The sequence below is a fragment of the Streptomyces sp. NPDC002276 genome, assembly GCF_053891435.1.
Genome location: NZ_JBSFCQ010000002.1, coordinates 716810 through 739569, shown reverse-complemented (window position 1 = coordinate 739569; position 22760 = coordinate 716810). Strand labels below are relative to the sequence as shown.

The 22760-nt window shown below is 69.8% G+C and carries 23 protein-coding genes; 8 read left to right on the top strand and 15 right to left on the bottom strand.

What is annotated here, in order from left to right; translation table 11 throughout:
- The first annotated feature begins 206 nt into the window (after nucleotides 1-206).
- Both ACWIHT_RS08535 and ACWIHT_RS08530 read left to right on the top strand, forming a co-directional pair.
- Nucleotides 207-2282, top strand: a complete 2076-nt coding sequence (locus ACWIHT_RS08535) for a putative Ig domain-containing protein (protein WP_456165739.1) — start codon at nucleotides 207-209, stop codon at nucleotides 2280-2282.
- A 141-nt stretch (nucleotides 2283-2423) separates the two neighbouring features.
- Nucleotides 2424-2885, top strand: coding sequence for a hypothetical protein (locus ACWIHT_RS08530; protein WP_456165737.1), 462 nt, complete (start codon nucleotides 2424-2426; stop codon nucleotides 2883-2885).
- Here the strand turns inward: ACWIHT_RS08530 and ACWIHT_RS08525 are convergent.
- The gene (locus ACWIHT_RS08525; protein WP_456165735.1) at nucleotides 2860-3018 is read right to left on the bottom strand and encodes a hypothetical protein; all 159 of its coding nucleotides are present in this window, start codon (nucleotides 3016-3018) and stop codon (nucleotides 2860-2862) included. The genes ACWIHT_RS08530 and ACWIHT_RS08525 overlap by 26 nt on opposite strands.
- A 93-nt stretch (nucleotides 3019-3111) precedes the next feature.
- Between ACWIHT_RS08525 and ACWIHT_RS08520 the strand changes: the two genes are divergently transcribed.
- Nucleotides 3112-4074, top strand: a complete 963-nt coding sequence (locus ACWIHT_RS08520; RefSeq protein ID WP_456165733.1) for a GlxA family transcriptional regulator — start codon at nucleotides 3112-3114, stop codon at nucleotides 4072-4074.
- A 16-nt stretch (nucleotides 4075-4090) separates the two neighbouring features.
- Here ACWIHT_RS08520 and ACWIHT_RS08515 read toward each other — a convergent pair whose 3' ends face one another.
- From ACWIHT_RS08515 to ACWIHT_RS08470, 10 genes are all read right to left on the bottom strand, one after another.
- Nucleotides 4091-5461 carry a bifunctional albaflavenone monooxygenase/terpene synthase gene (locus ACWIHT_RS08515; protein WP_456165731.1) on the bottom strand — a complete coding sequence of 457 codons (1371 nt, stop codon included), beginning with the start codon at nucleotides 5459-5461 and terminating at the stop codon, nucleotides 4091-4093.
- The gene (gene cyc1, locus ACWIHT_RS08510) at nucleotides 5458-6555 is read right to left on the bottom strand and encodes an epi-isozizaene synthase (protein WP_456165729.1); all 1098 of its coding nucleotides are present in this window, start codon (nucleotides 6553-6555) and stop codon (nucleotides 5458-5460) included. The genes ACWIHT_RS08515 and cyc1 overlap by 4 nt, the downstream gene beginning before the upstream one ends.
- Nucleotides 6556-6844: 289 nt before the next feature.
- Nucleotides 6845-7495 (bottom strand): peptide deformylase, encoded by a 651-nt coding sequence (def, locus tag ACWIHT_RS08505; RefSeq protein ID WP_456165727.1) that lies wholly within the window; start codon nucleotides 7493-7495, stop codon nucleotides 6845-6847.
- A gap of 147 nt (nucleotides 7496-7642) precedes the next feature.
- On the bottom strand, nucleotides 7643-8623 hold the full coding sequence (locus ACWIHT_RS08500; RefSeq protein ID WP_399114702.1) for a tetratricopeptide repeat protein: 981 nt from the start codon (nucleotides 8621-8623) through the stop codon (nucleotides 7643-7645).
- A gap of 169 nt (nucleotides 8624-8792) precedes the next feature.
- Entirely contained in the window at nucleotides 8793-10037 is a 1245-nt protein-coding gene (locus ACWIHT_RS08495) for an HD-GYP domain-containing protein (protein WP_456165725.1), read from the bottom strand.
- Complete coding sequence (locus ACWIHT_RS08490; RefSeq protein WP_456165723.1) at nucleotides 10034-11341, bottom strand: HD-GYP domain-containing protein; 1308 nt, start codon at nucleotides 11339-11341, stop codon at nucleotides 10034-10036. The genes ACWIHT_RS08495 and ACWIHT_RS08490 overlap by 4 nt, the downstream gene beginning before the upstream one ends.
- 115 nt (nucleotides 11342-11456) lie before the next feature.
- On the bottom strand, nucleotides 11457-11759 hold the full coding sequence (rsrA, locus tag ACWIHT_RS08485) for a mycothiol system anti-sigma-R factor (RefSeq protein WP_456165721.1): 303 nt from the start codon (nucleotides 11757-11759) through the stop codon (nucleotides 11457-11459).
- Nucleotides 11756-12439 (bottom strand): RNA polymerase sigma factor SigR, encoded by a 684-nt coding sequence (gene sigR / locus ACWIHT_RS08480; protein ID WP_456166033.1) that lies wholly within the window; start codon nucleotides 12437-12439, stop codon nucleotides 11756-11758. The genes rsrA and sigR overlap by 4 nt, the downstream gene beginning before the upstream one ends.
- 236 nt (nucleotides 12440-12675) lie before the next feature.
- Nucleotides 12676-13302: an alpha/beta hydrolase family protein gene (locus ACWIHT_RS08475; protein WP_456165719.1), complete on the bottom strand. Its 627-nt coding sequence runs from the start codon at nucleotides 13300-13302 to the stop codon at nucleotides 12676-12678.
- 1 nt (nucleotide 13303) lies between these two features.
- Nucleotides 13304-14119, bottom strand: a complete 816-nt coding sequence (locus tag ACWIHT_RS08470) for an SOS response-associated peptidase (protein WP_456165717.1) — start codon at nucleotides 14117-14119, stop codon at nucleotides 13304-13306.
- Nucleotides 14120-14169: 50 nt separating this feature from the next.
- Here ACWIHT_RS08470 and ACWIHT_RS08465 point away from each other — a divergent pair, with 50 nt between their 5' ends.
- From ACWIHT_RS08465 to ACWIHT_RS08450, 4 genes are all read left to right on the top strand, one after another.
- The gene (locus ACWIHT_RS08465) at nucleotides 14170-14892 is read left to right on the top strand and encodes a M50 family metallopeptidase (RefSeq protein WP_456165715.1); all 723 of its coding nucleotides are present in this window, start codon (nucleotides 14170-14172) and stop codon (nucleotides 14890-14892) included.
- A gap of 122 nt (nucleotides 14893-15014) precedes the next feature.
- A complete protein-coding gene (aroA, locus tag ACWIHT_RS08460) occupies nucleotides 15015-16343 on the top strand; it encodes a 3-phosphoshikimate 1-carboxyvinyltransferase (protein WP_456165714.1) in 1329 nt (442 codons plus the stop codon).
- A 12-nt stretch (nucleotides 16344-16355) separates the two neighbouring features.
- Complete coding sequence (gene rsgA, locus ACWIHT_RS08455) at nucleotides 16356-17366, top strand: ribosome small subunit-dependent GTPase A (protein ID WP_456165712.1); 1011 nt, start codon at nucleotides 16356-16358, stop codon at nucleotides 17364-17366.
- A 75-nt stretch (nucleotides 17367-17441) separates the two neighbouring features.
- Entirely contained in the window at nucleotides 17442-17765 is a 324-nt protein-coding gene (locus tag ACWIHT_RS08450) for a DMT family transporter (protein ID WP_200710829.1), read from the top strand.
- A 32-nt stretch (nucleotides 17766-17797) separates the two neighbouring features.
- Here the strand turns inward: ACWIHT_RS08450 and ACWIHT_RS08445 are convergent, their stop codons facing one another.
- Nucleotides 17798-18409, bottom strand: coding sequence for a TetR/AcrR family transcriptional regulator (locus ACWIHT_RS08445; protein ID WP_456165710.1), 612 nt, complete (start codon nucleotides 18407-18409; stop codon nucleotides 17798-17800).
- Nucleotides 18410-18625: 216 nt separating this feature from the next.
- Here ACWIHT_RS08445 and hisN point away from each other — a divergent pair, with 216 nt between their 5' ends.
- Nucleotides 18626-19426: a histidinol-phosphatase gene (gene hisN, locus ACWIHT_RS08440; protein WP_019072141.1), complete on the top strand. Its 801-nt coding sequence runs from the start codon at nucleotides 18626-18628 to the stop codon at nucleotides 19424-19426.
- Between the two features lie 37 nt (nucleotides 19427-19463).
- Here the strand turns inward: hisN and ACWIHT_RS08435 are convergent, their stop codons facing one another.
- The 3 genes from ACWIHT_RS08435 to ACWIHT_RS08425 all read right to left on the bottom strand — a co-directional run bounded on the left by ACWIHT_RS08435 (nucleotide 19464) and on the right by ACWIHT_RS08425 (nucleotide 22505).
- On the bottom strand, nucleotides 19464-20699 hold the full coding sequence (locus ACWIHT_RS08435) for a tyrosine-type recombinase/integrase (protein ID WP_456165707.1): 1236 nt from the start codon (nucleotides 20697-20699) through the stop codon (nucleotides 19464-19466).
- A 79-nt stretch (nucleotides 20700-20778) separates the two neighbouring features.
- Entirely contained in the window at nucleotides 20779-21000 is a 222-nt protein-coding gene (locus tag ACWIHT_RS08430; RefSeq protein WP_456165705.1) for a helix-turn-helix transcriptional regulator, read from the bottom strand.
- Between the two features lie 89 nt (nucleotides 21001-21089).
- Complete coding sequence (locus tag ACWIHT_RS08425; protein WP_456165703.1) at nucleotides 21090-22505, bottom strand: DNA primase family protein; 1416 nt, start codon at nucleotides 22503-22505, stop codon at nucleotides 21090-21092.
- Nucleotides 22506-22760 lie beyond the last annotated feature (255 nt).

The following is a 22760-nucleotide window of genomic DNA, read 5'->3' as shown; positions in this document are numbered from 1 at the left end:
ATGGAGCGGCAAAGTTCATGGGGTGCGTCTGTTCGCGGTCTCGTCGACCCGGCTACGTTCTGCCCGTCCTGTTCATGTCATTCACCAGTGCCCCACAGGACGCTCAAAGTGTCATGCCCATGACGACGTCATCTGCCGCCGCTACGCGCGTCACAGGCCTGCCACCACGCCGAGGAACCCCACTCCCACGATGGAGGCAGTACCCCATGCGTGAAAAGCCCCGACGGAGTCTGCGAAGACTGCTGACCGCCGCCATACCCGTCCTCACCCTCAGCGTCTTCGGGCTCGCGGCGGCCTCCCCCGCCGACGCGCAGCCCGTCCCCCACGCCACCACCCAGGTCTCCAAGGTCACCCAGAACGCCAAGGCCCTGACCGCTCCCGCGGCCCAGGCCGTCCACTCGACCGGCAAGGCCGGGCAGAAGGTGCCGACCGAGCACCTGTGCGCGACCGCGGCCCCCGGTTCGGCGTCCTGCTTCGCCCAGCGGCGCACCGACATCAAGCAGCAGCTGGCCTCCGCCGTGCACGCGGACGCCGCCGCCGCGGTCTCCGGGCTGAACCCGGCCAACCTGCACAGCGCCTACGCGCTTCCCTCGACCGGCGGCTCCGGCCTGACGGTCGCGGTGGTCGACGCGTACAACGACCCCAACGCGGCCTCGGACCTGGCCACTTACCGCTCGAACTTCGGCCTGTCCGCCTGCACGGTGGCCAGCGGCTGCTTCAAGCAGGTCAGCCAGACCGGCTCGACCACCTCCCTGCCGACGAACGACACCGGCTGGGCGGGCGAGGAAGCGCTCGACATCGACATGGTCAGCGCGGTCTGCCCGAACTGCAACATCATTCTGGTGGAGGCCACTTCGGCCACCGACGCCAACCTCGGTGCCGCCGAGAACGAGGCCGTCGCCCTGGGCGCGAAGTTCGTCTCCAACAGCTGGGGCGGCTCCGAGTCCTCCTCGCAGACCAGCGAGGACACCTCGTACTTCAAGCACCCGGGTGTCGCGATCACCGTCTCCTCCGGTGACGAGGCCTACGGCGCCGAGTACCCGGCAACGTCCCAGTACGTGACGGCAGTTGGCGGCACCGCGCTGTCCACGTCGTCCAACACCCGCGGCTGGACCGAGTCCGTGTGGAAGACCAGCAGCACCGAGGGCGGCGGCTCCGGCTGCTCCGCCTACGACGCGAAGCCGAGCTGGCAGACCGACACGGGCTGCACCAAGCGCATGGAGGCCGACGTCTCCGCCGTCGCCGACCCCGCCACCGGCGTGGCCGTCTACGACACCTACGGCGGCTCCGGCTGGGCGGTCTACGGCGGCACCAGCGCCTCGTCCCCGATCATCGCGGGCGTCTACGCGCTGGCCGGCACCCCCGGTTCCAGTGACTACCCGGCGAAGTACCCCTACTCCCACACCAGCAACCTGTACGACGTCACGAGCGGCAACAACGGCTCCTGCACGACGAGTTACTTCTGCACCGCGGGCACCGGCTACGACGGCCCGACCGGCTGGGGCACCCCGGACGGCACCGCCGCCTTCACCTCCGGTACCACCACGGGCAACACGGTGACCGTCACCAACCCGGGCAGCCAGTCCACCGCGACCGGTTCCACGGCCAGCCTCCAGATCTCGGCCTCGGACAGCGCGAGCGCGACCCTCACCTACAGCGCGAGCGGGCTGCCGACCGGCCTGTCGATCAGCAGCTCGACCGGGCTGATCTCCGGCACCGCGTCCACCGCCGGCACCTACGCCGTGACGGTGACCGCGACCGACTCCACCGGCGCCTCCGGCTCGGCCTCCTTCACCTGGACGGTCAGCACCTCCGGCGGCGGCTCCTGCACCTCGACCCAGCTGCTGGGCAACGCGGGCTTCGAGTCGGGCAACACCACCTGGACCGCGAGCAGCGGTGTCATCACCAATGACACCGGTGAGGCGGCCCGCACCGGTTCGTACAAGGCCTGGCTCGACGGCTACGGCTCGACCCACACCGACACGCTGTCCCAGTCGGTGACGGTCCCGAGCGGTTGCACGGGCACGACCTTCACCTTCTACCTGCACGTCGACACGGCCGAGACCAGCACCAGCACCGCGTACGACAAGCTGACGGTCACCGCCGGATCGACCACCCTGGCCACCTACTCCAACCTCAACGCGGCCACCGGATACGTAGCGAAGTCCTTCAGCCTGTCGGCCTTCGCCGGTACCACCGTCACCCTGAAGTTCAGCGGGGTCGAGGACTCCTCGCTCCAGACCAGCTTCGTCGTCGACGACACCGCCGTCACGACCAGCTGACCTCCTCATGAGCTGAGCCCCGGCCGTCTCGCAGCGGCCGGGGCTCTGTCATGCCCGCGAGTGTCATGTCCACGAATACTTCACTTCTCACGGCGGATCCGGATGCGTCCGTGACACGTCAAAGGGGCAAGGAGGCCCCCCATGCGCCGATCCATCCTCGCCCCGTCCCTCGCCGTCGCCACCCTGGCACTCGCCCTCACGGGCTGCGGCGGCACGAAGTCCGACACCGGCAGCAACAGCGTGTCGCCGTCCCAGTCCCCCACCCCGAGCAGGAGCAGGTCGGCCTGCACGGCGAAGGAGCAGCTCGCCGCCACCGACAGCAACGGCACGTTCTGTCTGACCACCGGCAGTACGGTCCGGATCCTGCTGGACGGGACGGCGTCCCGGCCGTGGGCGCAGGTCAAGACCGCGGGCAGCGGCCTGGAGGCCACCAACAGCGGGATCCTGATCCGGCCCGGCGACGCGAGCAACGCGTTCAAGGCGGTCTCGGCCGGGACCGTGAAGCTCACGTCGTCCCGGCCGCTGTGTGCGACCGCCCCGCACAAGATCTCCTGCAAGGGCATTCAGGAGTGGTCGGTCACCGTCGTGGTGACGAAGTCATGATCCGGTGGGCGGTCCGGATCTGACGGTCGATGCGCCGGTCGTGCGCGATGCCGAGCAGCGACGGGAAGGTCACGGCGACGAGGACGCCGAGGACGGTCAGTAGGGCGATGAGGTTGTCCATGGCTGCGTTCATAGACACCAGTGTCGCGGCTTACACTCCTTACCGTGAGTGGCAGAACTGCCGTACACCCTCGATTTACTGCCACATCGGGCGCACACTGGCAGCATGCTGAGAAACGTGGCCGTAGTCCTGCTCGACGGAGTCCATCCCTTCGAACTCGGCGTCGTCTGCGAGGTGTTCGGCCTCGACCGCAGCGACGAGGGCCTGCCGGTCTACGACTTCGCGGTCGCCTCCGCCGAGGGGCCGACGCTCTCCACCCACGCGGGCTTCTCGCTGGCGGTCCAGCACGGGCTCGATCGGCTGGAGAGCGCGGACCTGATCGCCGTACCGGCGGGTGCGACCTACGCCGCGCGGGAGTACCCGGAGGAGCTGCTCGACGCGCTGCGGCGGGCCGTGGACCGGGGCGCCCGGGTGCTCAGCGTCTGCTCGGGGGTGTTCGTGCTGGCCGCCGCCGGGCTGCTGGACGGGCGGCGGTGCGCGGTGCACTGGCATCACGCGGAGCTGCTGGCCCGGCGGTATCCGAAGATCGTCGTGGAGCCCGATGTGCTGTACGTCGACGCGGGCCCGGTGATCACCTCCGCCGGTACGGCCGCCGGTATCGACGCCTGTCTGCACATCGTGCGCAAGGAGCAGGGGCCGGAGGTCGCCAACGCCATCGCCCGGCGGATGGTCGTACCGCCGCACCGCGACGGGGGCCAGGCCCAGTACATCGAGCGGCCGTTGCCGCGCTCGCAGTGCGACACCGTGGGCGAGGTGCTGGTGTGGATGGCGGAGCACCTCGACCAGGAGGTCACCGTCGAACAGCTCGCCGCCCGCGCCCACATGTCGCCGCGGACCTTCGCCCGCCGTTTCCAGCAGGAGACGGGGACCACGCCGTACCGCTGGATCCTGCGTCAACGGGTGCTGCTGGCACAGCAGTTGCTGGAGGGGACGGACGAGACGATGGACGCGATCGCCTGGCGCGCCGGCTTCGGCACCGCGCCCGCGCTGCGCCACCAGTTCGTCCGCGCCCTGGGCACCACCCCGAACGCCTACCGGCGCACGTTCAGGGGCCCGGAAGCCGCCTGAACGCACGCCCGTCGTCTCACCTGGGGATCGGCCTGAGCATCAGCCGGTGCGGGTGGAGGGTGATGCCGACGCGGGTGGTGTCGTAGGAGCCGGACACCAGCTCGAAGCGGTACTTCGCCGCCACCGCCGCCGTGAACAGGCTCAGCAGGGCCATCGAGAAGTGGTCGCTCGGACACTTCCGGTTGCCCACGCTGAACGGGCTCATGGCGAACTTCGGTACGTCCTTGGACCGTTCCGGAAGCCAGCGGTCGGGGTCGAACTCCGTGTTGCGCGCATACGAACGCGGGTCGCGCTGGATCGCGTAGGGGCTGTAGACGATGTCGGCCCCGGCCGGAATCCGATAGCCGCCCAGTTCGGTGTCGGTGACCGCCCGCCGCGTCAATATCCATACGGCGGGCCACAGGCGCAGTGTCTCGACGAGGACATTGTTGGTGTGGGTGAGCGCGCGGACGTCGTCGAATGCCACCGGGCGTCCGCCCGTCACGGATTCAACTTCCGCACATACTTTGTCGGTGTGTTCCGGGTGTTCGGTCAGGACTTGGAGCAGCGACATGATCGTGGACGCCACGGTTTCACTTCCGGGGGTGAGGATCGCGACGACCTGGTCGTGGATCTCCTGTTCCCCGATCGGGTCGCCATTCTCGTCGGTCGCCTCCAGCAGCGCTGTCAGCAAATCGTCCGGCTTTTGACCAGATGCCCGGCGTTCGGCGACGATCTCGTCGACGAGGAGATGCAAATCGGCCAGTGCCCGGTCGAATTCGCGGTTGGCCGGAAGAGGCAGCCGGTAGAGCGGTCCTGCCGGGACGACCATCCGCCGGTACATGCCGCGGAAGACGGTGGCGAGGGCGACGCACAGCCGCTCGGCGCGCTCGTCCATGAAGTCGCCGCGCAGCAGACAGCGGGCCGCGATCCGCACGGCGACCCGGAAGGCCTCGGAGGTGCAGTCGATCGTCCCGCCGTGCCGCCAGCGCTCGGTGAGCGCGTGCACCTCCTCCTCGATGATCGGCCCGTAGCCGGGGATCGCGTCGAGCCGGAACGCGGGCTGGATGATGCGCCGTTGGCGCCGGTGGGTGGGCCCGTTGGCGGTGGCCACCCCCTCCTTGCCGAGCAGTCCCTCCAGGGACTCCCACAGCGGGCCCGCGATGATGTAGTCGGGGCTCAGCGCGACCGCCCCGGTGAGGGCCGGCGCGGTGACGGCGTACACCGTCTTGGGACCGAGGCGAAGTCGTACGACGTCGCCGTGGTCGCGCAGTCGGGCCATGAAGGCCAGCGGATCGCGGACCAGTTTCCAGCCGTGGCCGAGCAGCGGGACCCCGCCGCCCGCGACGGGCGGCTCCAGCGGTTGCGGCGCCTCGGGGGGCGCGGGCTTCACAGACTCGACGGTCATTTCTCACCTGCCGCTTCGTTGTTGACGTACGGGGGTGTGGACCGGTCGTCCCAGCTGTCGACCATGTAACGGCCGGACTCGTGGTGGAACCAGTAGACGGAACTGAACCAGTTCCGCATATTGCCGAGACAGGACCGTACGGCGGCGCTCCATTCCATTCCCTGTACGGTGCCGTCGTCCAGGCGGTCGGCGAGCCGTAAGGTCTCCTGCTCCGCGACGAGGAATTCGGCTATGCATTCCTCGATCCGGCGCCGCAGTTCGGCGACCGCTTCCTCAAGAGTCAGTCCCTCGTGTTTGATGAGGCTGATTCCGAGATTGTGGACCTCGTCGCCCGCGATTTCCTTGGGCAGTGAGCAGAGGTCGTTGTACCAGGCGGCGAATTCCTGGCTGAGCAGTGCCGCCCGTCGAAATCCCGGGTGTTTCCTTACCGCGTCCGGGAGTTCGCACCCCGCGCTCGTCTCCAGCAGATCCGTCCAGATCCAGTGCGCGAAGGTGAGCCGGCGCAGTGCCAGATATTCCTCGACCGTGGGAATGATCCCCTCGGAGCGATTGCGGAATTCCCGGTCGTAGGCCTCGATCACGGCGTGGAAGTGCCGGGCGAACCGCGCGTTCCAGGTGGCCGGGAGGAACGAGTAGATCCGCATCACGCTGTCGGCGAACCCCGCGACCAGGGGATCCGGGTGAAGCAGGTGGTGGCGTGGCGAGTCCAGCGCCGCGTGCAACCGGAACCGCAGCCGCCGCCAGGCGTCGGGCCGGCCGTACACGATGTCCCGGTCATGACGGTCGTCCCAGACGAAGAACCACGCGCTGTAGTCCGCTATCGCCTGGAGCACCTCGTCCGGCGCGCCCAAGTAGTACCCGGCCATCAAGTCCGTGTAGCAAAGACCGTCGGCATATTCGCGCACCTTGTCCGCCGGCATCAGACGCTTTTCCAGCAGCCAGACGCGTGTCTTCTCCTGGAGCCTCGGCCAATACGGATGCAGTCGCCGGGGAAACGCCGCCTCGATCACCGGGAGAGAGAGCGATGGTGGAACCGCGATCGCCGTCGATGCCGACGTCGATGCCGTTGTGGTGCTGTACGAGAAAGCAGGCACGAACAAACCCCTCTCAGCAGCCAGTTGCGCACGCCCCTCCCGCCGTGCCGGGCGTGCGCCGTTGCGTATCCCCGCACTTCCCATTCAGCACCACAACTGACCGTTCTGGGAACGGATTTGCTCCCTTCACTACCCCCAAGTGCCGAGAATCCATCCTTGTGTGACTGATTTTGGATCACTACAAGAGCAGAAACGATCGAATGTGCGACGGACATGCGAACGGCGCCTGGTCAGGGAGTTGCACCTGAACAGACGCCGTACGTAAGGGGGTTGTGATCGTTTCTGGGACTCAGTCGTTGGCGACCACGGCGTACCGGGGCTCGTTCTCGGCCATCTGCCGCAGCGCGTCCTTGCGGTCGCGCTTGGAGAGCCGGTCGATGTAGAGGTAGCCGTAGAGGTGATCGGTCTCGTGCTGCAAACACCGGGCGAAGTAGCCGGTGCCGCGGACCTTGATCGGGTTGCCCCGCTCGTCCTGCCCGGTCACCTCGGCGTAGTCGGGGCGGGCGAGCGGCGCATACGCGGTCGGCACCGACAGACACCCCTCGTTGCTCTCGTCCAAGTGCCGCCTGTCAGCGGGCAGATCGACCAGCTTGGGATTGCAGACGACGCCGACGTGCCGCTTGCCCTCGTCGTCCTGGCAGTCGTAGACGAAGACCTTCAGGCTGACGCCGATCTGGTTGGCGGCGAGGCCGACACCCTCGGCGGTGCGCTGCGAGGCGAACATGTCCGCCACCAGCGCCTCCAGCTCGTCACCGAACTCGGTGACGTCCGCGCACTCCTTGTGCAGCACCGGATTCCCGACGACCGTGATCGCCCGCGAGGTCCCCCGCTCCCGCCAGGCCGCCTCACGCTCCTCGGTCCCCTCGGTGTCGACGACAAACCCCTCGTCGTCCACGGGAAGCACGCCCACGTGCTGCTGATCGGTGTCCTGCTGCGCCATGCCGACGAACGCCTTCCTGAAAACCAAGGGGGGTGAGTTGCTGATACAGGGTACGTGGAGTTCTTTTAGGGGCGCGGGGGCTGTGCATATTTGCGGCTCCGCCGCGGGGCACGACCAGCCACGACGGCACGGCAGACGACAACGGTCTCAGCAGACCTCTTCCAGATCCCGCCAGTCCCTTGAATCTGGGCTGTCGGCGACCCACCCGTCCAACAACCCCCGAACCAGCGACGCCGGCGCCGCAAGCCCACACTCCCGCTCCGGCACCCACAACTGCCCGTCCGTCCGATGCCCCAGCGGCCCAGGATGCCCCGGCTCACTGTGGTCATGCGGATCAAGATGCTCCCCGTCACCCTCGTCGGACGGCATCCGGGACTCCGAGCACATCCGACACAGCAACCGCACCGAGGACGACCAGTCCTCCGCCGCGAACCCCGCGTCCGCCGCCAGCTGCTCCAACGCGTCCCGGTCGGCCTCGGCGGCGGCTTCGAGCAGCACCACCCACGTCGGCACGGGCGACGGCGCCCACAGCTCGATCTCGTCGAACACCGGATACGCATGGCCCGACGCGGTCGTCCGCTCGCCGTGCGGCACCCCGTCGTGCAGCACGACCTCACCCCAGCGTCGCCCGGACGAGGGAAGCGGAATGGACAGCACCTCGATCCGCGCCGGATCCAGCCGCCGCCCCCACACCACCTCGGCCTCCCCCTCAGGAGAGAGCCGTACGGCCGCGCTGCCGAGGTCCATCCCGGCCGGTTCGCCCGCCGCGGTGACCCCGCCCGGCACCCGCAGCCCGTACGCCTGCCAGGCCCGCCGGGCCAGCGGCCAGTCCTGGAGGGCGGTGGCCGCGATGCCCACGTTCCACCAGTCGGGCGCGCCCGCCTCCCGCTCCAGCAGCGCGACCGCGCGGAGCCCGGCCGCGCGGGCCTGCTCCCAGTCGTGCCGGAACTTGTGCAGCAGGGCGAGGTTGAACCAGGACTCGGACAGCCAGGGTTCCAGATCGGCGGCACGTGTCAGCAACGCGCCGGCGTCCTCGTAGCGACCGTCGCCGATCAGCGTGAACGCGCGGTCTGTGGCCTGCCGCCAGGAGGCGGAGGGCCGGTGCCGTCCCTTGCCGAAGATCCTCACGATTCCCGCCTGCCAGTTCCGTTCGTTGGGCTGGCTCTGCCCCCGGACACCCTCTTCTTCGCATCCAACCACGTACGGCTGGGAGGGCGCTCATTACCCATGGGTTACCCAGCCGAGGGCAAGGTCAGACAGCCCGCCCGTCACCCACCACCACCCTTGCCGGAGGCGCTCACGCGCCACACCTTTGATTCGAGAGCACCCGGGCCAGCGCTTCCACGACCTCGGGAGCGTAGTCCCCGGCGGTCCCGAGGCGCAGCTCCTCCAGCGCCTGGAGGGGCCCGCCGGGGCCTCCTGCCCGGGTTTTCTCCTCGTACGCGTTGACGGCACGCACGATCCGCGCGGAGACCGGCTGCTCCCGGCACGGGTCGGCCTGCCGCTCCACGACGGCCGCCACCTGCGGGCTCACCCCGGTCTGCCGTACGACGGCCCCGCCGAGCAGTGCTATCCGCCGCTGCTCGGCCACGGGGAGTACGGCGGTGGCGCCGGCCGGTACCGGGTCGACGAGGCTGAGCTGGCCGATGTCGTGCATCAGGGCTGCGTACTCCAGGACGGTGAGGTCGGGTTCGGAGAGTCCCATGTCCCGCCCGACCGCCTGACAGAGCGCGGCGACCCGGCGGGCGTGCCCGGCCGGGGTGTACCCGGCGATCTCCGTGGAGCGGGCGAGGGAGGTGATGGTCTGCCGGTAGGTGTCCCTTACGGCCGCGTACCGCCGGAAGGACAGCTGGGTCAGCAGCAGCGGCAGCGAGAACACGGGCAGCGCCCACAGCCCCACGACGGCGACCGCGAGCGCCATCACCGCGCCGGTCGCGCAGACCGCCGACCCGATGCCGAGCATCCCGCGCAGCTCGTCGCGGAGCAGCGGGCCGAAGGGCCAGCGGGTGCGGGAGTGCGCGAGGGCCGCCGCGAGCACGGCGTCGCAGAGCGCGGTGAGGGAGAGCAGCGCGAGCAGCAGGAGGGCGTAGGCGGGGCCGCCCCAGTGGCCGAACACCCCTTGGTTGTAAAGGGGTTGGAAGCAGACGGCGGCGAAGCCGACGGTCAGTACGCGGCGCGCCAGGTGGTCGGGGATGCGGCTCCGGCCGCGCGCGATGTGCGGCACACAGCCGACGAGGGAGGCGGCGACGACCACGGTGACGACCTGGAGGGCGCCGTGGTGGGTGGGCTGTCCGGCGTCGGCGCCGAGCAGCGCGTAGGAGAGGGCACCGGCGGCGCCGAGCGGGGCGGTCTCCCTGAGCCCGAGCCCGGTCGTCCCGCTCCAGCGGCTCAACTCCCCTACGGCGACGAGGAGTCCGAAGGCGAGGGCGACTCCGCGTTCTTCGAGGCCGGTCCAGAGGGTGTGCGTGAGGGCGGTGGTGGCGAGGAGGAGGGCGGAGGTGTGGATGACGGTGAGGGGCAGGAGGTCGCGGCGCCGCGTCATCGGTTCGCTCCCGGCCGGCTCGGGACCGGCGCGGGCGGCGGCGCGAGGTCGGCGGGCTCGTCCGCGGTGACAGTCGGCCGCCAGCCGTACTTGCCGAGGGCCAGCATCAGCGCGGCCACCATGCGCGGATCGAACTGCGCGCCCGCACACCGCTCCAGCTCCGCCAGCGCTGCCGGAACCGGCCGCGCCCTCCGGTACGACCGGGTCGACGTCATCGCGTCGAAGGCGTCGGCCACGGCGACCACCCGTGCGGACTCCGGGATCTGGCTGCCCAGCAGCCCGTAGGGGTACCCGCTGCCGTCCAGCCGTTCGTGGTGGTGCAGGACGGCCGCCCGGGCCTCCCCCAGGAAGCCGATGCCCCGCACGATCTCGTGCCCGTACTCGGGGTGCAGTTCGATCACCCGCCGCTCCTCGGGGGTGAGCGGCCCGTCCTTGCGCAGCAACCGCGTGGGCACGCCCAGCTTGCCCACGTCGTGCAGGATCCCGGCGAAGCGCAGCACCTCCACCCGGGAGTCGTCCATGCCCAGCTCCCGCGCGATCATCATCGACGCCTGTCCGACCCGTTCACTGTGCCCGCGGGTGTACCCGTCCTTGATGTCGACGGCCTGGACGAGAGCCCGGATGGTGGCCTGGTGGGCCGCGTGTTCCCGGTGGTACTGGGCGAACACCCACCAGGACACCCCCATCGGCAGCAGCACGAGCAGCGCGGCGACCGGGCCGTAGGGGCTGCGCCACAGGACGGCCATCATCAGCCCGGCGAGCCCGTGCACGCCGATGGGCGCCAGGGACCGTAGGAACAGGCCGCGCCAGGCCCGGCGTAGCGGCATCCGCTCGGCGAGGGCCAGGATGCCGCCGTCGAGGACGGTCAGGACCAGGCAGAAGGCGAGGACGGCGGCCAGGGCGGGCAGCAGGGCGTAGGGGAAGTCGGAGGCGACGACCGCGTTCCGGCCGCCCAGCGCCCAGTGGACGCGGCCCGCCGCCCATACGGCGAGCGCGAGTTGCGCGGCCCGCCAGCTCCGCCGCAGCCAGGGCGAGCCCTGCTCGACGTGGGAGAAGAGCGCGCCCGGCAGCGGGACGAGCGCGGCGGCGGGCGGCGGGAGGAGGAAGGCGGCGGCGAGCAGCACCGGGTAGAAGGTGCCCGCGAACCGGCGCCGGGCGATCTGCTCGCAGCCGGCGTAGAGGGCCGCCAACAGCGCGACCGCCCACCAGGGTGCGTGGACGGCCGGCAACGGGAGGAGGCAGAACAGGGCGCCCGCGACGACACAGAGGACGTACGCACGTGCCCGTGCCGGTGTCGCCTCCATGGCTGACGCCCTTCCCCCCGACCATGCCTGTCCAGGCCGAGGAGCCTAGGGCGATCAGGGGGAGGCAGCGGGCGTATCACCCGGGGATTAGCACATTCGAGTGACGACAGCCCGTTCAGGACTCCTGCGGAGTGGCCGCCACATCATGCTCGGGTACGACCTGCCCCGATCGGATCATCTCCAGGCGTCCCATCACCTTGGAGCGGAGGTCCGACGGCACGTCGTCCTGCCCGCAGCACCGCTTCACGAGCTTCTTCACGGCCTGTTCGAGGCCGTACTTCTCCAGGCACGGCGAGCACTCCTCGAAGTGCACCTCGAACTTGGTGCAGTCCGCGTCCGGCATCTCTCTGTCGAGGAACTCGTAGAGATGGTCGAGGACCTCACTGCAGTCCGTTTCGTGCGGCTCTCCGCAGCTCATGAGCCCGAGCCTTTCGCTTCGTTCGACTCTCCGGCACCGGCCGGGACCAGTCCGCGGTCACGCGCGTAGTCCTCAAGCATGCCGCGCAGTTGACGGCGGCCCCGGTGCAGCCGGGACATCACCGTGCCGATGGGTGTCCCCATGATGTCCGCGATCTCCTTGTACGCAAAGCCCTCTACGTCCGCGAGATACACGGCGATACGGAATTCCTCCGGGATGGCCTGGAGGGCTTCCTTCACATCCGAGTCGGGCAGGTGGTCGAGCGCCTGCGACTCGGCCGAGCGCAGACCCGTCGACATGTGCGACTCGGCACGCGCCAGCTGCCAGTCCTCGATCTCCTCGGCCGCGGAGCGCTGGGGTTCACGCTGCTTCTTGCGGTACGAGTTGATGAACGTGTTGGTGAGGATCCGGTACAGCCACGCCTTGAGGTTGGTGCCCTCACGGAACTGGTGGAAGGACGCGTACGCCTTGGCGTACGTCTCCTGCACCAGGTCCTCGGCGTCGGCCGGATTGCGGGTCATGCGCAGCGCGGCCGAGTACATCTGGTCGAGGAATTCGAGCGCGTCCCGCTCGAAGCGCGCACTGCGCTCCGACGTGGACTCCGTGCTCGTGCCCTGGCCCTCGGGCTGCTCCGCCTGGCCGTGTTCGGTCCCTGCGTCGGTACCGGGAACCGGACCCACCTCCTCAAGATTCCGGGCAGCACCGAAGCCGATGCCACCAGAATCGGAGGATAGACGACGATCCGGTCCGCCCGCCGCCCCAATAGGGGTGGCCTTGGTCGCGTGCAGCACCGACCAGTCCAGGTCGGAGCGGCTGCCACGGGCCGGGCAGAAGGTCGAACCCATGCGGCGGACTTCCTTTCTACGACTCTCTGTGCTCGGCACAACAGTGGTAAGGGTCCCGGCATTCCCGCCCTTCACCCGAGTGTTCGAGTCCACTCCACCACGCGCCCCGTGATGATCTCCAGGGCCTGGTCCTGCCCGATCTCCGCCCGCTTCGGCACCGCGAACCCGTGATCGCCGTACGGCACCTCGGCCAGCTCGAAGTCGCCCTCCGGGAACTCCGCCGGTTTCCCGAAGGGGTCGTTGCCGCCCTGCACGACGAGCGTGGGCACTCCGGCACCGAGCAACTCGTCGGCCCGCGACTTCTCCGGCCTGCCCGGCGGGTGCAGCGGGAAGCTCAGGGCGAGGACGGCGGCGGCGCCCAGCTCCGTCGCCGTGCGACAGGCAACCCGGGCCCCTGCGCTGCGGCCCCCGGAGACCACCGGCAGCCCGGGCTTCGCGACGGCCGGCCAGATCCCCCGCCAGCCGATGTCGAGCGTCTTGGGCGCGGGCGCCACCTTCTTCCCGGCCACCCGCCACGGTTGCTCGACGAGCGCGACGGTCACCCCGTGCGCGGGAAGTGCGGCGGCGAGGGCCTGAAGATCCCGCGCTTCGATACCACCGCCCGCGCCGTGACTGACGGCGAGGACGAGCCGCGCCTTCTTTGCCGGGTGCCAGGTGATGCGGGCGGTCCCCGCGTCGGTCTCGATGATCTCGGTCACGCTAGAAGAGTGTGCCCTCCTCGGGCCCCTCCAGCTCCTTCAGCAGCTCCGGTCCGTTGTTGCGGACGTTGCTGACCGCCGTGGACACCGGATAGGCGCGCATCAGCCCGGCGGGCGGCGGGGCGAGCAGCTCGCGCAGCTCGTCGGGGTCGGTACGGGCCGGGTCGAGCCAGGCGTCCCAGCGGTCCGGGGTGAGCATCAGGGGCATCCGGGGGTGGATGTCGGCGAGCGCGTACGGCCCGTCGGCGGGGGCGACCGCGAGCGGGGTCGTCTCGGCCTCGGTGGTGATCACCGAGCAGGTGACCCACCAGGACAGCGGATGGTCGTCGGGCAGCGTCCGGTCCCGCCAGAACTCGTAGAGCCCGGCCATCGCGAACACCGACCCGTCGGCGGGCAGCACGAAGTACGGCTGCTTGCGCTGCCGCTTCTTCTTCCCCTCGACCTCCAGCTCCCGCTCGTCCTTGGCGGTGACCCACTCGTAGTAGCCGTCGGCGGGGATGACGCAGCGCCGGGCGGCGAAGGCGCGACGGTACGACGGCTTCTCGTGCACGGTCTCCGCGCGGGCGTTGATCATCCGGGCGGCGCCCTCGGGGGTCTTCGACCAGCTCGGCACGAGCCCCCACTTGAGCTTCCGCAGCTGGCGAACCGGCTTCGGGCTGTCCGCGTCCTTAAGTGGACGGTCGAGGACTGCATAGACCTCTTTGGTCGGGGCCACGTTGTAGTCGGGGGCCAGAACCTCCTCGGGCTCCCACTTCTCGATCTCAAAGACTCCTGCGAGATCCTCGGGCCCACGACTAGCTGCATACCGTCCGCACATACGTGCCAGACTGCCAGATTCGACAACACGCACGGGAGCCTCCGCCGCCAATGGACAGCACCGCAATCGCCTCGATACCCGCCCTCTGGGACGAGGTCTTCGGCAGCCAGCCCGAGCCCGATCTGTGGGTGGTGATCGCCACCTTGGTCGCCGCACTGGCCGTGGTCGTCCCGCACGGACTCTGGCGCCTCTCCCGCAACGCCATCACCATCGCCCACGAGGGCGGCCACGGCCTGGTGGCCCTCCTCACCGGCCGCCAGCTCACCGGCATCCGCCTCCACTCCGACACCAGCGGCCTCACGGTCAGCCGAGGCAAGCCGCACGGCCTCGGCATGATCCTCACGGCAGCGGCCGGCTATACCGCTCCCCCACTCCTGGGCCTGGGCGGCGCGGCCCTTCTGGGCGCGGGCCACATCACCCTCCTCCTGTGGCTGTCGACCCTGCTGCTGATCGCCATGCTGGTGATGATCCGCAACGCGTACGGCGCCCTGACGGTGATCTTGAGCGGCGCGGCCTTCCTCCTGGTGTCGTGGCTGACAGGCCCCCAGGTGCAGGCGGCGTTCGCGTACGCGGTGGTGTGGTTCTTGCTGCTGGGTGGGGTTCGCCCGGCTTTCGAGTTGCAGGCGAAGAGGTCGAGGGGCGGCGCGGGCGACTCGGACGCGGACCAACTGGCGCGCCTGACGCACGTACCGGCGGGGCTTTGGCTCTTCCTGTTCCACCTGGTGTCGCTTTGCTCGCTGGTAGGCGGCGGACGGTGGTTGCTGGAGCTATGACGCGCCCCGAAGGGGCAGGCGTCAGGGGCGCGGGGCTGTATCGATTCACGGCTCCGCCGCGCGGGCGCGACCAGCCACGACGGCGCGGCACTCGAAAGACGGCCTACTTATACAGTGACCCCATGGCCCCGAACCACGACCAATCCGCCCTCTGGCCCGCCCCCACAGCCGCCGGAGCCGTCGACGCGACGGTCCACGTGCCCGGGTCCAAGTCCGTCACCAACCGCGCCCTCGTCCTGGCAGCCCTGGCCAGCGAACCGGGCTGGCTCCGCCGCCCCCTCCGCTCCCGAGACACCCTCCTCATGGCAGGCGCCCTGCGCGCGATGGGCGTGGGCATCGAGGAGGGCGTGGGCACGGAGAAGGGCTCCGGCGAGTTCTGGCGGGTCATCCCGTCGGGACTGCACGGCCCGGCCACGGTGGACGTCGGCAACGCGGGCACCGTGATGCGCTTCCTGCCCCCGGTCGCCGCGCTCGCCGACGGCCCCATCCGCTTCGACGGCGACCCGAGGTCGTACGAACGCCCCCTGAACGGTGTGATCGACGCCCTGCGCGTGCTCGGCGCGCGGATCGACGACGACGGCCGGGGCGCGCTGCCCCTGACCGTGCACGGCGGGGGCGCGCTGGACGGCGGGCCGGTGGAGATCGACGCGTCGTCCTCGTCGCAGTTCGTGTCGGCGCTCCTGCTCTCGGGCCCGCGCTTCAACATGGGCGTCGAGGTCCGCCACACCGGCTCCTCCCTCCCCTCCATGCCCCACATCCGCATGACCGTCGACATGCTGCGCGCGGTCGGCGCCCAGGTGGACACCCCGGAGTCGGGCGGCGAGCCCAACGTCTGGCGGGTGACCCCGGGCGCCCTGCTGGGCCGGGACCTGACGGTCGAGCCGGACCTGTCGAACGCGCAGCCGTTCCTCGCGGCGGCGCTGGTCGCCGGCGGCAAGGTCGTCGTACCGGACTGGCCGTCCCGTACGACCCAGCCCGGCGACCGGCTGCGGGAGATCTTCACCGAGATGGGTGGTTCCTGCGAACTCACCGAGTACGGGCTGGAGTTCACCGGTTCGGGTGCGATCCACGGTATCGATGTGGACCTCGGCGAGGTCGGTGAACTGACCCCGGGCATCGCGGCCGTGGCCGCCCTCGCGGACTCCCCGTCCACGCTCCGGGGCGTCTCCCATCTCCGGCTGCACGAGACGGACCGGCTGGCCGCGCTCACCAAGGAGATCAACGAACTGGGCGGCGATGTGACCGAGACCGCCGACGGTCTGCACATCCGCCCGCGCCGCCTGCACGGCGGGATCTTCCACACCTACGAGGACCACCGGATGGCGACGGCCGGGGCGATCATCGGCCTCGCGGTCGAGGGCGTGCAGATCGAGAACGTGGCGACGACCGCGAAGACCCTCCCGGACTTCCCCGACCTGTGGACCGGGATGCTCGGGAGCGATGGGGCGTAGGGGACTCACGCCATGCGCCGCTACGGCAAGAACACCGACGAGGACGACATCCGCCAGCGCCCGAACCGCAAGGGCAACCGGCCGCGTACGAACATCCGCCCCAAGCACGAGGAGGCGGTCGAGGGCATGGTCCTCACCGTCGACCGGGGCCGCCTGACCTGTCTCGTCGAGGACCGGGTCGTGATGGCGGTCAAGGCCCGCGAACTGGGCCGGAAGGCGGCGGTGGTCGGCGACCGGGTCGGCATCATCGGTGACCTGTCGGGCGACAAGGACACCCTCGCCCGCATCATCCGCATCGAGCCGCGCACCTCCGTGCTGCGCCGCACGGCCGACGACGACGACCCGTACGAGCGCGTGGTCGTCGCCAACGCCGACCAGCTCGCCATCGTCACCGCCCTCGCCGACCCCGAGCCGCGCCCCCGCCTCATCGACCGCTGCCTGGTCGCGGCCTACGACGGCGGCCTCGACCCACTACTCGTCCTCACCAAGTCGGACCTGGCGTCACCGGACCAACTCCTTGAGCTGTACGGCGCTTTGGGCGTCCCGTATGTCGTCACGAGCCGCGAGGAGCTGGAGAACGGCACCGCCGTGGAGCGGGTGCGCAAGCAGCTCGACGGCAAGATCACCGCGTTCGTCGGGCACTCCGGTGTCGGCAAGACGACCCTCGTGAACGCGCTGGTCTCCTCGGACCGGCGGCGCAGTACCGGCATCGTCAACGCCGTCACCGGACGCGGCCGGCACACCACGACCTCGGCACGCGCGATCCCGCTGCCGGACGACTCGGGCTGGGTCGTCGACACCCCGGGCGTCCGTTCCTTCGGCCTGCACCACGTGGACCCGTCCCGGGTCATCAAGGCGTTCCCCGACCTGGAGCCCGGCACGGTCGACTGCCCGCGCGCGTGCAGTCACGACGAGCCGGACTGCGCCCTGGACCAGTGGGTGGCCGACGGCCACGCGGACCCGCAGCGGTTGTACTCGCTGCGCCGGTTGTTGGCCACTCGTGAGCGAACAGACGGCGACTGACCACCGCGTGTTTGTGGGGGCTCAAGTTCGGTAAGTGCATAATCGCACCGAGCCGGACAAACGGGAGGACAGCACATGGCGTGGCTGCTGGTTGTCGTGGCCGGAATTCTGGAGACCGGGTTCGCCGTGTGCCTGAAGCTGTCCCACGGCTTCACCCGCCTGTGGCCGACGGTCGCCTTCTGCGCCTTCGCCCTGGGCAGCTTCGGTCTCCTCACCCTCTCGCTGCGGAAGCTCGACGTGGGCCCCGCCTACGCCGTGTGGACCGGCATCGGCGCGGCCGGCACCGCGATCTACGGCATGGTCTTCCTCGGCGACCTGGTGTCGACGCTGAAGCTCGTGTCGATCAGCTTCGTCATCGTCGGGGTGATCGGACTCCAGCTGTCCGGTTCCGCGCACTGACTGTCTCTATTGCCTGTCTCTATTGCCTGTCTCTATTTCGTAGGCCCAAGCGCGCTGCGCACCAGGTCGCCGACGCCGCCCTCACCGGGTGGCGCCGCCACGCAGGACAGCGCGAGCCGCACGACGAGTTCGCAGGAACGGGCCAGTTCGGCGGTGTCCGGCCTGGCGGCCCCTGGTCCGGGTCCGAGGAGCGCGGCCACGGCACGGTCGCGGACGACCGCCACGAAGTCGCCGGGCGAGGGCAACGGCCCGTCGGCCCGGCGCTGGGCCGGTACGGCGGAGGAGGACGGCACCGCGGACAGGGTCGGCGAGGGCAGCCGTTCGCTCCAGCAGCCGGTGAGCATGGCCCGCACCAACGCGTTCTCCCGGGCCGCGGACGTGGTCCACTCGGCGGTCGCGGCCAGCCGCTCGCGGGCGTCGGCATGCGCGCCGAGGGCCCGGTCCACGCCGACGAGATAGCCGTCGGCCTCCCTTCTGACCAGCGCCCGCGCGAGCCCCTCCTTGCTGCCGAACTCGTTGTACAGCGTCTGCCGGGACACTCCGGCGGCGGCGGCCACGTCCACCATCCGTACGGTGGACCACGACCTGCGTGCCAGCGCCGTATAGGCGGCGTCCAACAGGGATTCCCGCGCTGCAGGCATCATTCGCCTCCCGGGGACGAGCGGCTCTGCGCCCAGATTTGACGCGCACGGGAGCACTGTCAAGGGTTCGCGGCTGCGCCGGGGGGCGCACTTCGGCCATTGCGCGCGGGAGTTGGGCCGGTGGGGTCTCCCTTGACGGTCTCCCCGGGGTCCCCCACCTCCCGTTTCGCCCACCGGACCCTGTAGCCCCGCGCCGACCCCTGAAGATACGGTTCACGCATGGCCGACTATCACGATGACCTGCGCCTCGCCCACGTCCTCGCGGACGCCGCCGACGCCGCGACGACCGCCCGGTTCAAGGCGCTCGATCTCAAGGTCGAGACCAAGCCGGACATGACTCCGGTGAGCGAGGCGGACAAGGCCGCCGAGGAACTCATCCGCGGCCATCTCCAGCGCGCCCGCCCGCGCGACGCGGTCATCGGCGAGGAGTACGGCGTCGAGGGCACCGGCCCCCGCCGCTGGGTGATCGACCCGATCGACGGCACCAAGAACTACGTGCGCGGAGTCCCGGTGTGGGCCACGCTGATCTCCCTGACGGAGGCGGCGGAGGGTGGCTACCAGCCTGTCGTCGGCCTGGTCTCGGCGCCCGCCCTGGGCCGCCGTTGGTGGGCCGCGAAAGGCCACGGCGCGTACACCGGGCGCAGCCTGTCCTCCGCGTCCCGGCTCCGCGTCTCCCAGGTCTCGAAGCTGACGGACGCCTCCTTCGCGTACTCCTCGCTCACCGGCTGGGAGGACCAGGGCCGCCTGGGCGGCTTCCTGGACCTGACCCGGGAGGTGTGGCGCACGCGCGCGTACGGCGACTTCTGGCCCTACATGATGGTCGCCGAGGGCTCGGTCGACATCTGCGCCGAACCCGAACTCTCCCTGTGGGACATGGCCGCCAACGCGATCATCGTCACCGAGGCCGGCGGCACCTTCACGGGCCTCGACGGCCGCCCCGGCCCGCACAGCGGCAACGCGGCGGCGTCGAACGGGATCCTGCACGACGAGTTCCTGGGGTATCTCAACATGCGCTACTGACCTGACTTGCGGCTTGACCTGGGTGTTTCCCCCTCCCCTAAGACCCCTGGGCCGTGGTGGGGCCGTCATCCGCCTTCGGGCCGTCCTCGAACACGCCGTTCACCGCCTCCCGTGTGCGCTTCTCACTGCTCGGCATCAGGTGCGTGTACGTCCGCAGCGTGAAGCCCGGGTCGTGGTGACCCAGGTACTCGGACAGAGCCTTGATGTTCTCCCCCGCGTCCAGCAGAACGGACGCGTAGAAGTGCCTCAGCGCGTGCATGCCGTTCTCCCTGCCGCGCGGCACGCCCACGGTGTCGAGGGCGGGGCGCCATGCCAGGCGGTTGAAGACGACGCGGTTGACCGCGCGCTCTCCAATGTTGGTGAAGAGCAGGGAGGCGGTCACCGGCGGCCCGTCGACCGACCGCCACGGCAGCGATACGGCCGTCGGCGGGTGCTTCGCGATGTGGTCCTCAAGCGAGCGCGCGACGCTCTCCGGCAGAGGGACAGTGCGTGTCTTGCCTCCCTTGGGCAAGGCGAATACCTGCTTACCGGCGATGAGCTTGACCTGTCGCACGACGTGAACGACCCCTTCCACGAAGTCCACATCGTCAACGGCCAGACCGAGCACTTCGCCCTGCCGCATGCCGCATCCGCCGGCCAGGTCCACCATCCCCCGGTACCCCTCCGGCAGTGCCGAACGCATGGCCAGCACACGCTCAGGCCTCCACGGCACGATCCGGCGGGGTTCCAGCTTGGGCGCTTTCACCGACGATGAACGGCAGGGGTTGTGCGAGATCAAGCGGTCGTCGACGGCCGCCCCCAACATCGCATTGAGGTTGGCGAAGATCACCCGCTGATAGGCAGGCGCCACCCCGCCATCCTGAAGCTTCCGCAGCCACTCACGAACGTGAATCGGCTTCAGCGAGTCGAGCGACCGACTGCCCAAGTGCGGCACTACGTGCAGGCGCACGCGCTGCTCTGTGCTCACGAAGGTGCCTGGGTCGATGGTCAGCGACGCCAGCCACCGTTCCGCGTGCTGCCGTACCGTCAGGCGCCCGGCGCGCGGGTCGATGTACTGACCGCGTGTCATGTCCGCCTCGATCTGAGACAGCCACTTCTCGGCGACGCGCTTCTGTCCATCAGCGAAGCTCTTGGACTTCTCGGTGCTGTCAGGGCCGATGTAGCGGGCACGGTAGCGCAGTCCGGTCCCGTAGCGGTCGCTTTTGACGCGGGCGGTCTTGCCGTTGGCATCGGTTTCGGCTTTGTACCAGCGGTCTTGGATGTGGCCTGCCATGCGGGGGTGTTCCCTTCTGGGCATGGGAAGGGAGGGCCACGGTGTGGCCCTCCCCGGGGCTTTGAGTTGTGCGGCTGCGTCAGGCGGCGGCCTGGTCGGCGCCTTTGCGTTCGATGACGTAGGCGCGGACGTCGGCGGGGTCGTAGCGCAGGTGCTTGCCGATGCGGAATCCGGGCGGTCCAGTGCGCTTCTTGCGCCACTGGTAGACGGTCTCGATGGGTACCTCGAACATCCCGGCGATGTCGTCCGGGGTGAGGTATCGGTCGGGAAGACCGCCCCGGAGGATAGCGGGTGTGCTCACTGCGTCCTCCACAGGTTCGAATCACATTGCTCTGAGTCGTGACTCATCGCGACTCAGAGCGTGTTGGGCAGGCTTTGAGTCGCGATGAGTCACGACTCAGGCAGATGTGGTTCGCGCTGGTTGAGCGTGATCCCGCTGTAGGTGGCCACCTGTTGGCCGTAGGCGTCGCGGGGGCGGGTGCGGTTGAGTTGGGGGACGACGGAGAGCAGGTTTCGGCCGAAGACTTGCTTGGTGCCGGCGCGGACGCCGTTGTCTTCGGCCCACTCGCGCCAGACCGTCCACAGGGCGTCTACGGGGACGCTGCGTGTGGGTCCGGTGGTGCAGCGTTCGCGGACGAACGCGCTGGTGGGGGAGGCGGTGTCCTGCATGGTGGTGACGGCCTCGCGGCTGGATACCGGTTCGGTGATCCGTCCTGTGCGCTGGAGGCGGGCGAGGCCTTCCAGGGCCCAGTTGAGGATGCCGGGCATCTCGGCTGTGAGCCGGTCGAAGAGGGTGGGGTCTTCCTTGCCCAGCCACGACACCCGCATGTTGAGGAGCACGAAGCGGCGGGCGATCACGCCTGAGGAGTCGCCGAAGTGCGGCAGCTCGTTGGAGAGGATCACCAGCCGGGTCGGCAGTTTGCCGGTCCACACCGCGCGGTACTTGCGGTCGATGTCGATGGTGTCCTCACCGGAGATGGTCAACAGCCGTTCTACGACTTGGCTGTTGTCGTTGCCGGAGAGGCGGGCGTCGGAGATGACCGCGAGGGGTTTGCCGATCAGGGTGGACAGGCCGAAGTTCGTGCCGAGTCCGGCGAGGGTGGGTCCGGCGAGATTCTCCTTGCCGACCAGCTCTTTGAGGACGCGGGCGATGGTGCCCTTGCCGGAGCGGGAGGGGCCGACGACGAGCAGGATCTTCTGTTGGTCGGTCCGGCCGGAGAGGACGTAGCCGAACCACTCCTGAAGAGCGGCGATGGCGTCGGGGTCCTCGGGCCAGATCTGCGCCAGGAAATGTTCCCATGTCGGTGCCCTTGCGGCCGGGTCGTAGGCGAAGGGGACGGAGACCAGGTTGAAGAAGCCGGGCCCGTGCGGCAGCAGGGCGCGGTCTTCGATCCGGAGCAGGCCGTTCTCACATGCGACCATCGGGCCGCTGCCCGCCGCGTCCCCGCCCTCGATCCATGTGGGGGCGTCGGTCTCGGTGGGCAGCAGGGTGATGGCGCCCAGCGCGTCGAGAAGGTTGCTGATCTTCTGCTTCGTGGGTGCCCAGTCGCGTTCCTCGAACTCTCCGTCTTTGACCGGGGCCAGGTAGACGACGTGTTCGAGGCGGGTGTACATGGCCGCGCGTACCTGCGCTTCGTCGATCTCGCGCCAGCAGGTGCCCGTCCAGCGCATCCATGAGGCGCGCCAGCGCCGGCAGATGAGCTGTCCCTCCTCGCTCTGCCAGTCCGGCAGCAGTCGGCGGGCCACGGCGAGCGGGTTGGAGGGCGGGGGGAGTTCCTCGGTTGCGGTCTCGGGGTGGTTGGTCATGCGGCCGTCCTCCCTTCCTGGGGAGCGCGGAGGGGGCAGGTGTCGCGGTGGTCGGCGTGGTCGGCAATGAGGGCGAGTACATGCCGTTCGCCGGATGCCCGGCGGTCCCTGCCGCACAGGCAGGTGGAGGTGGCGATGGGGGTGGCCCTGTAGGGGGTGCTGATGGTCAGCCAGGCGACGGGGTAGCGGCCGCCGCCCCGTGGCGGGTCAGGGCGAAGAGCAGTGGGGACGCCTTCGGCGACGCCCTTCGGGTCG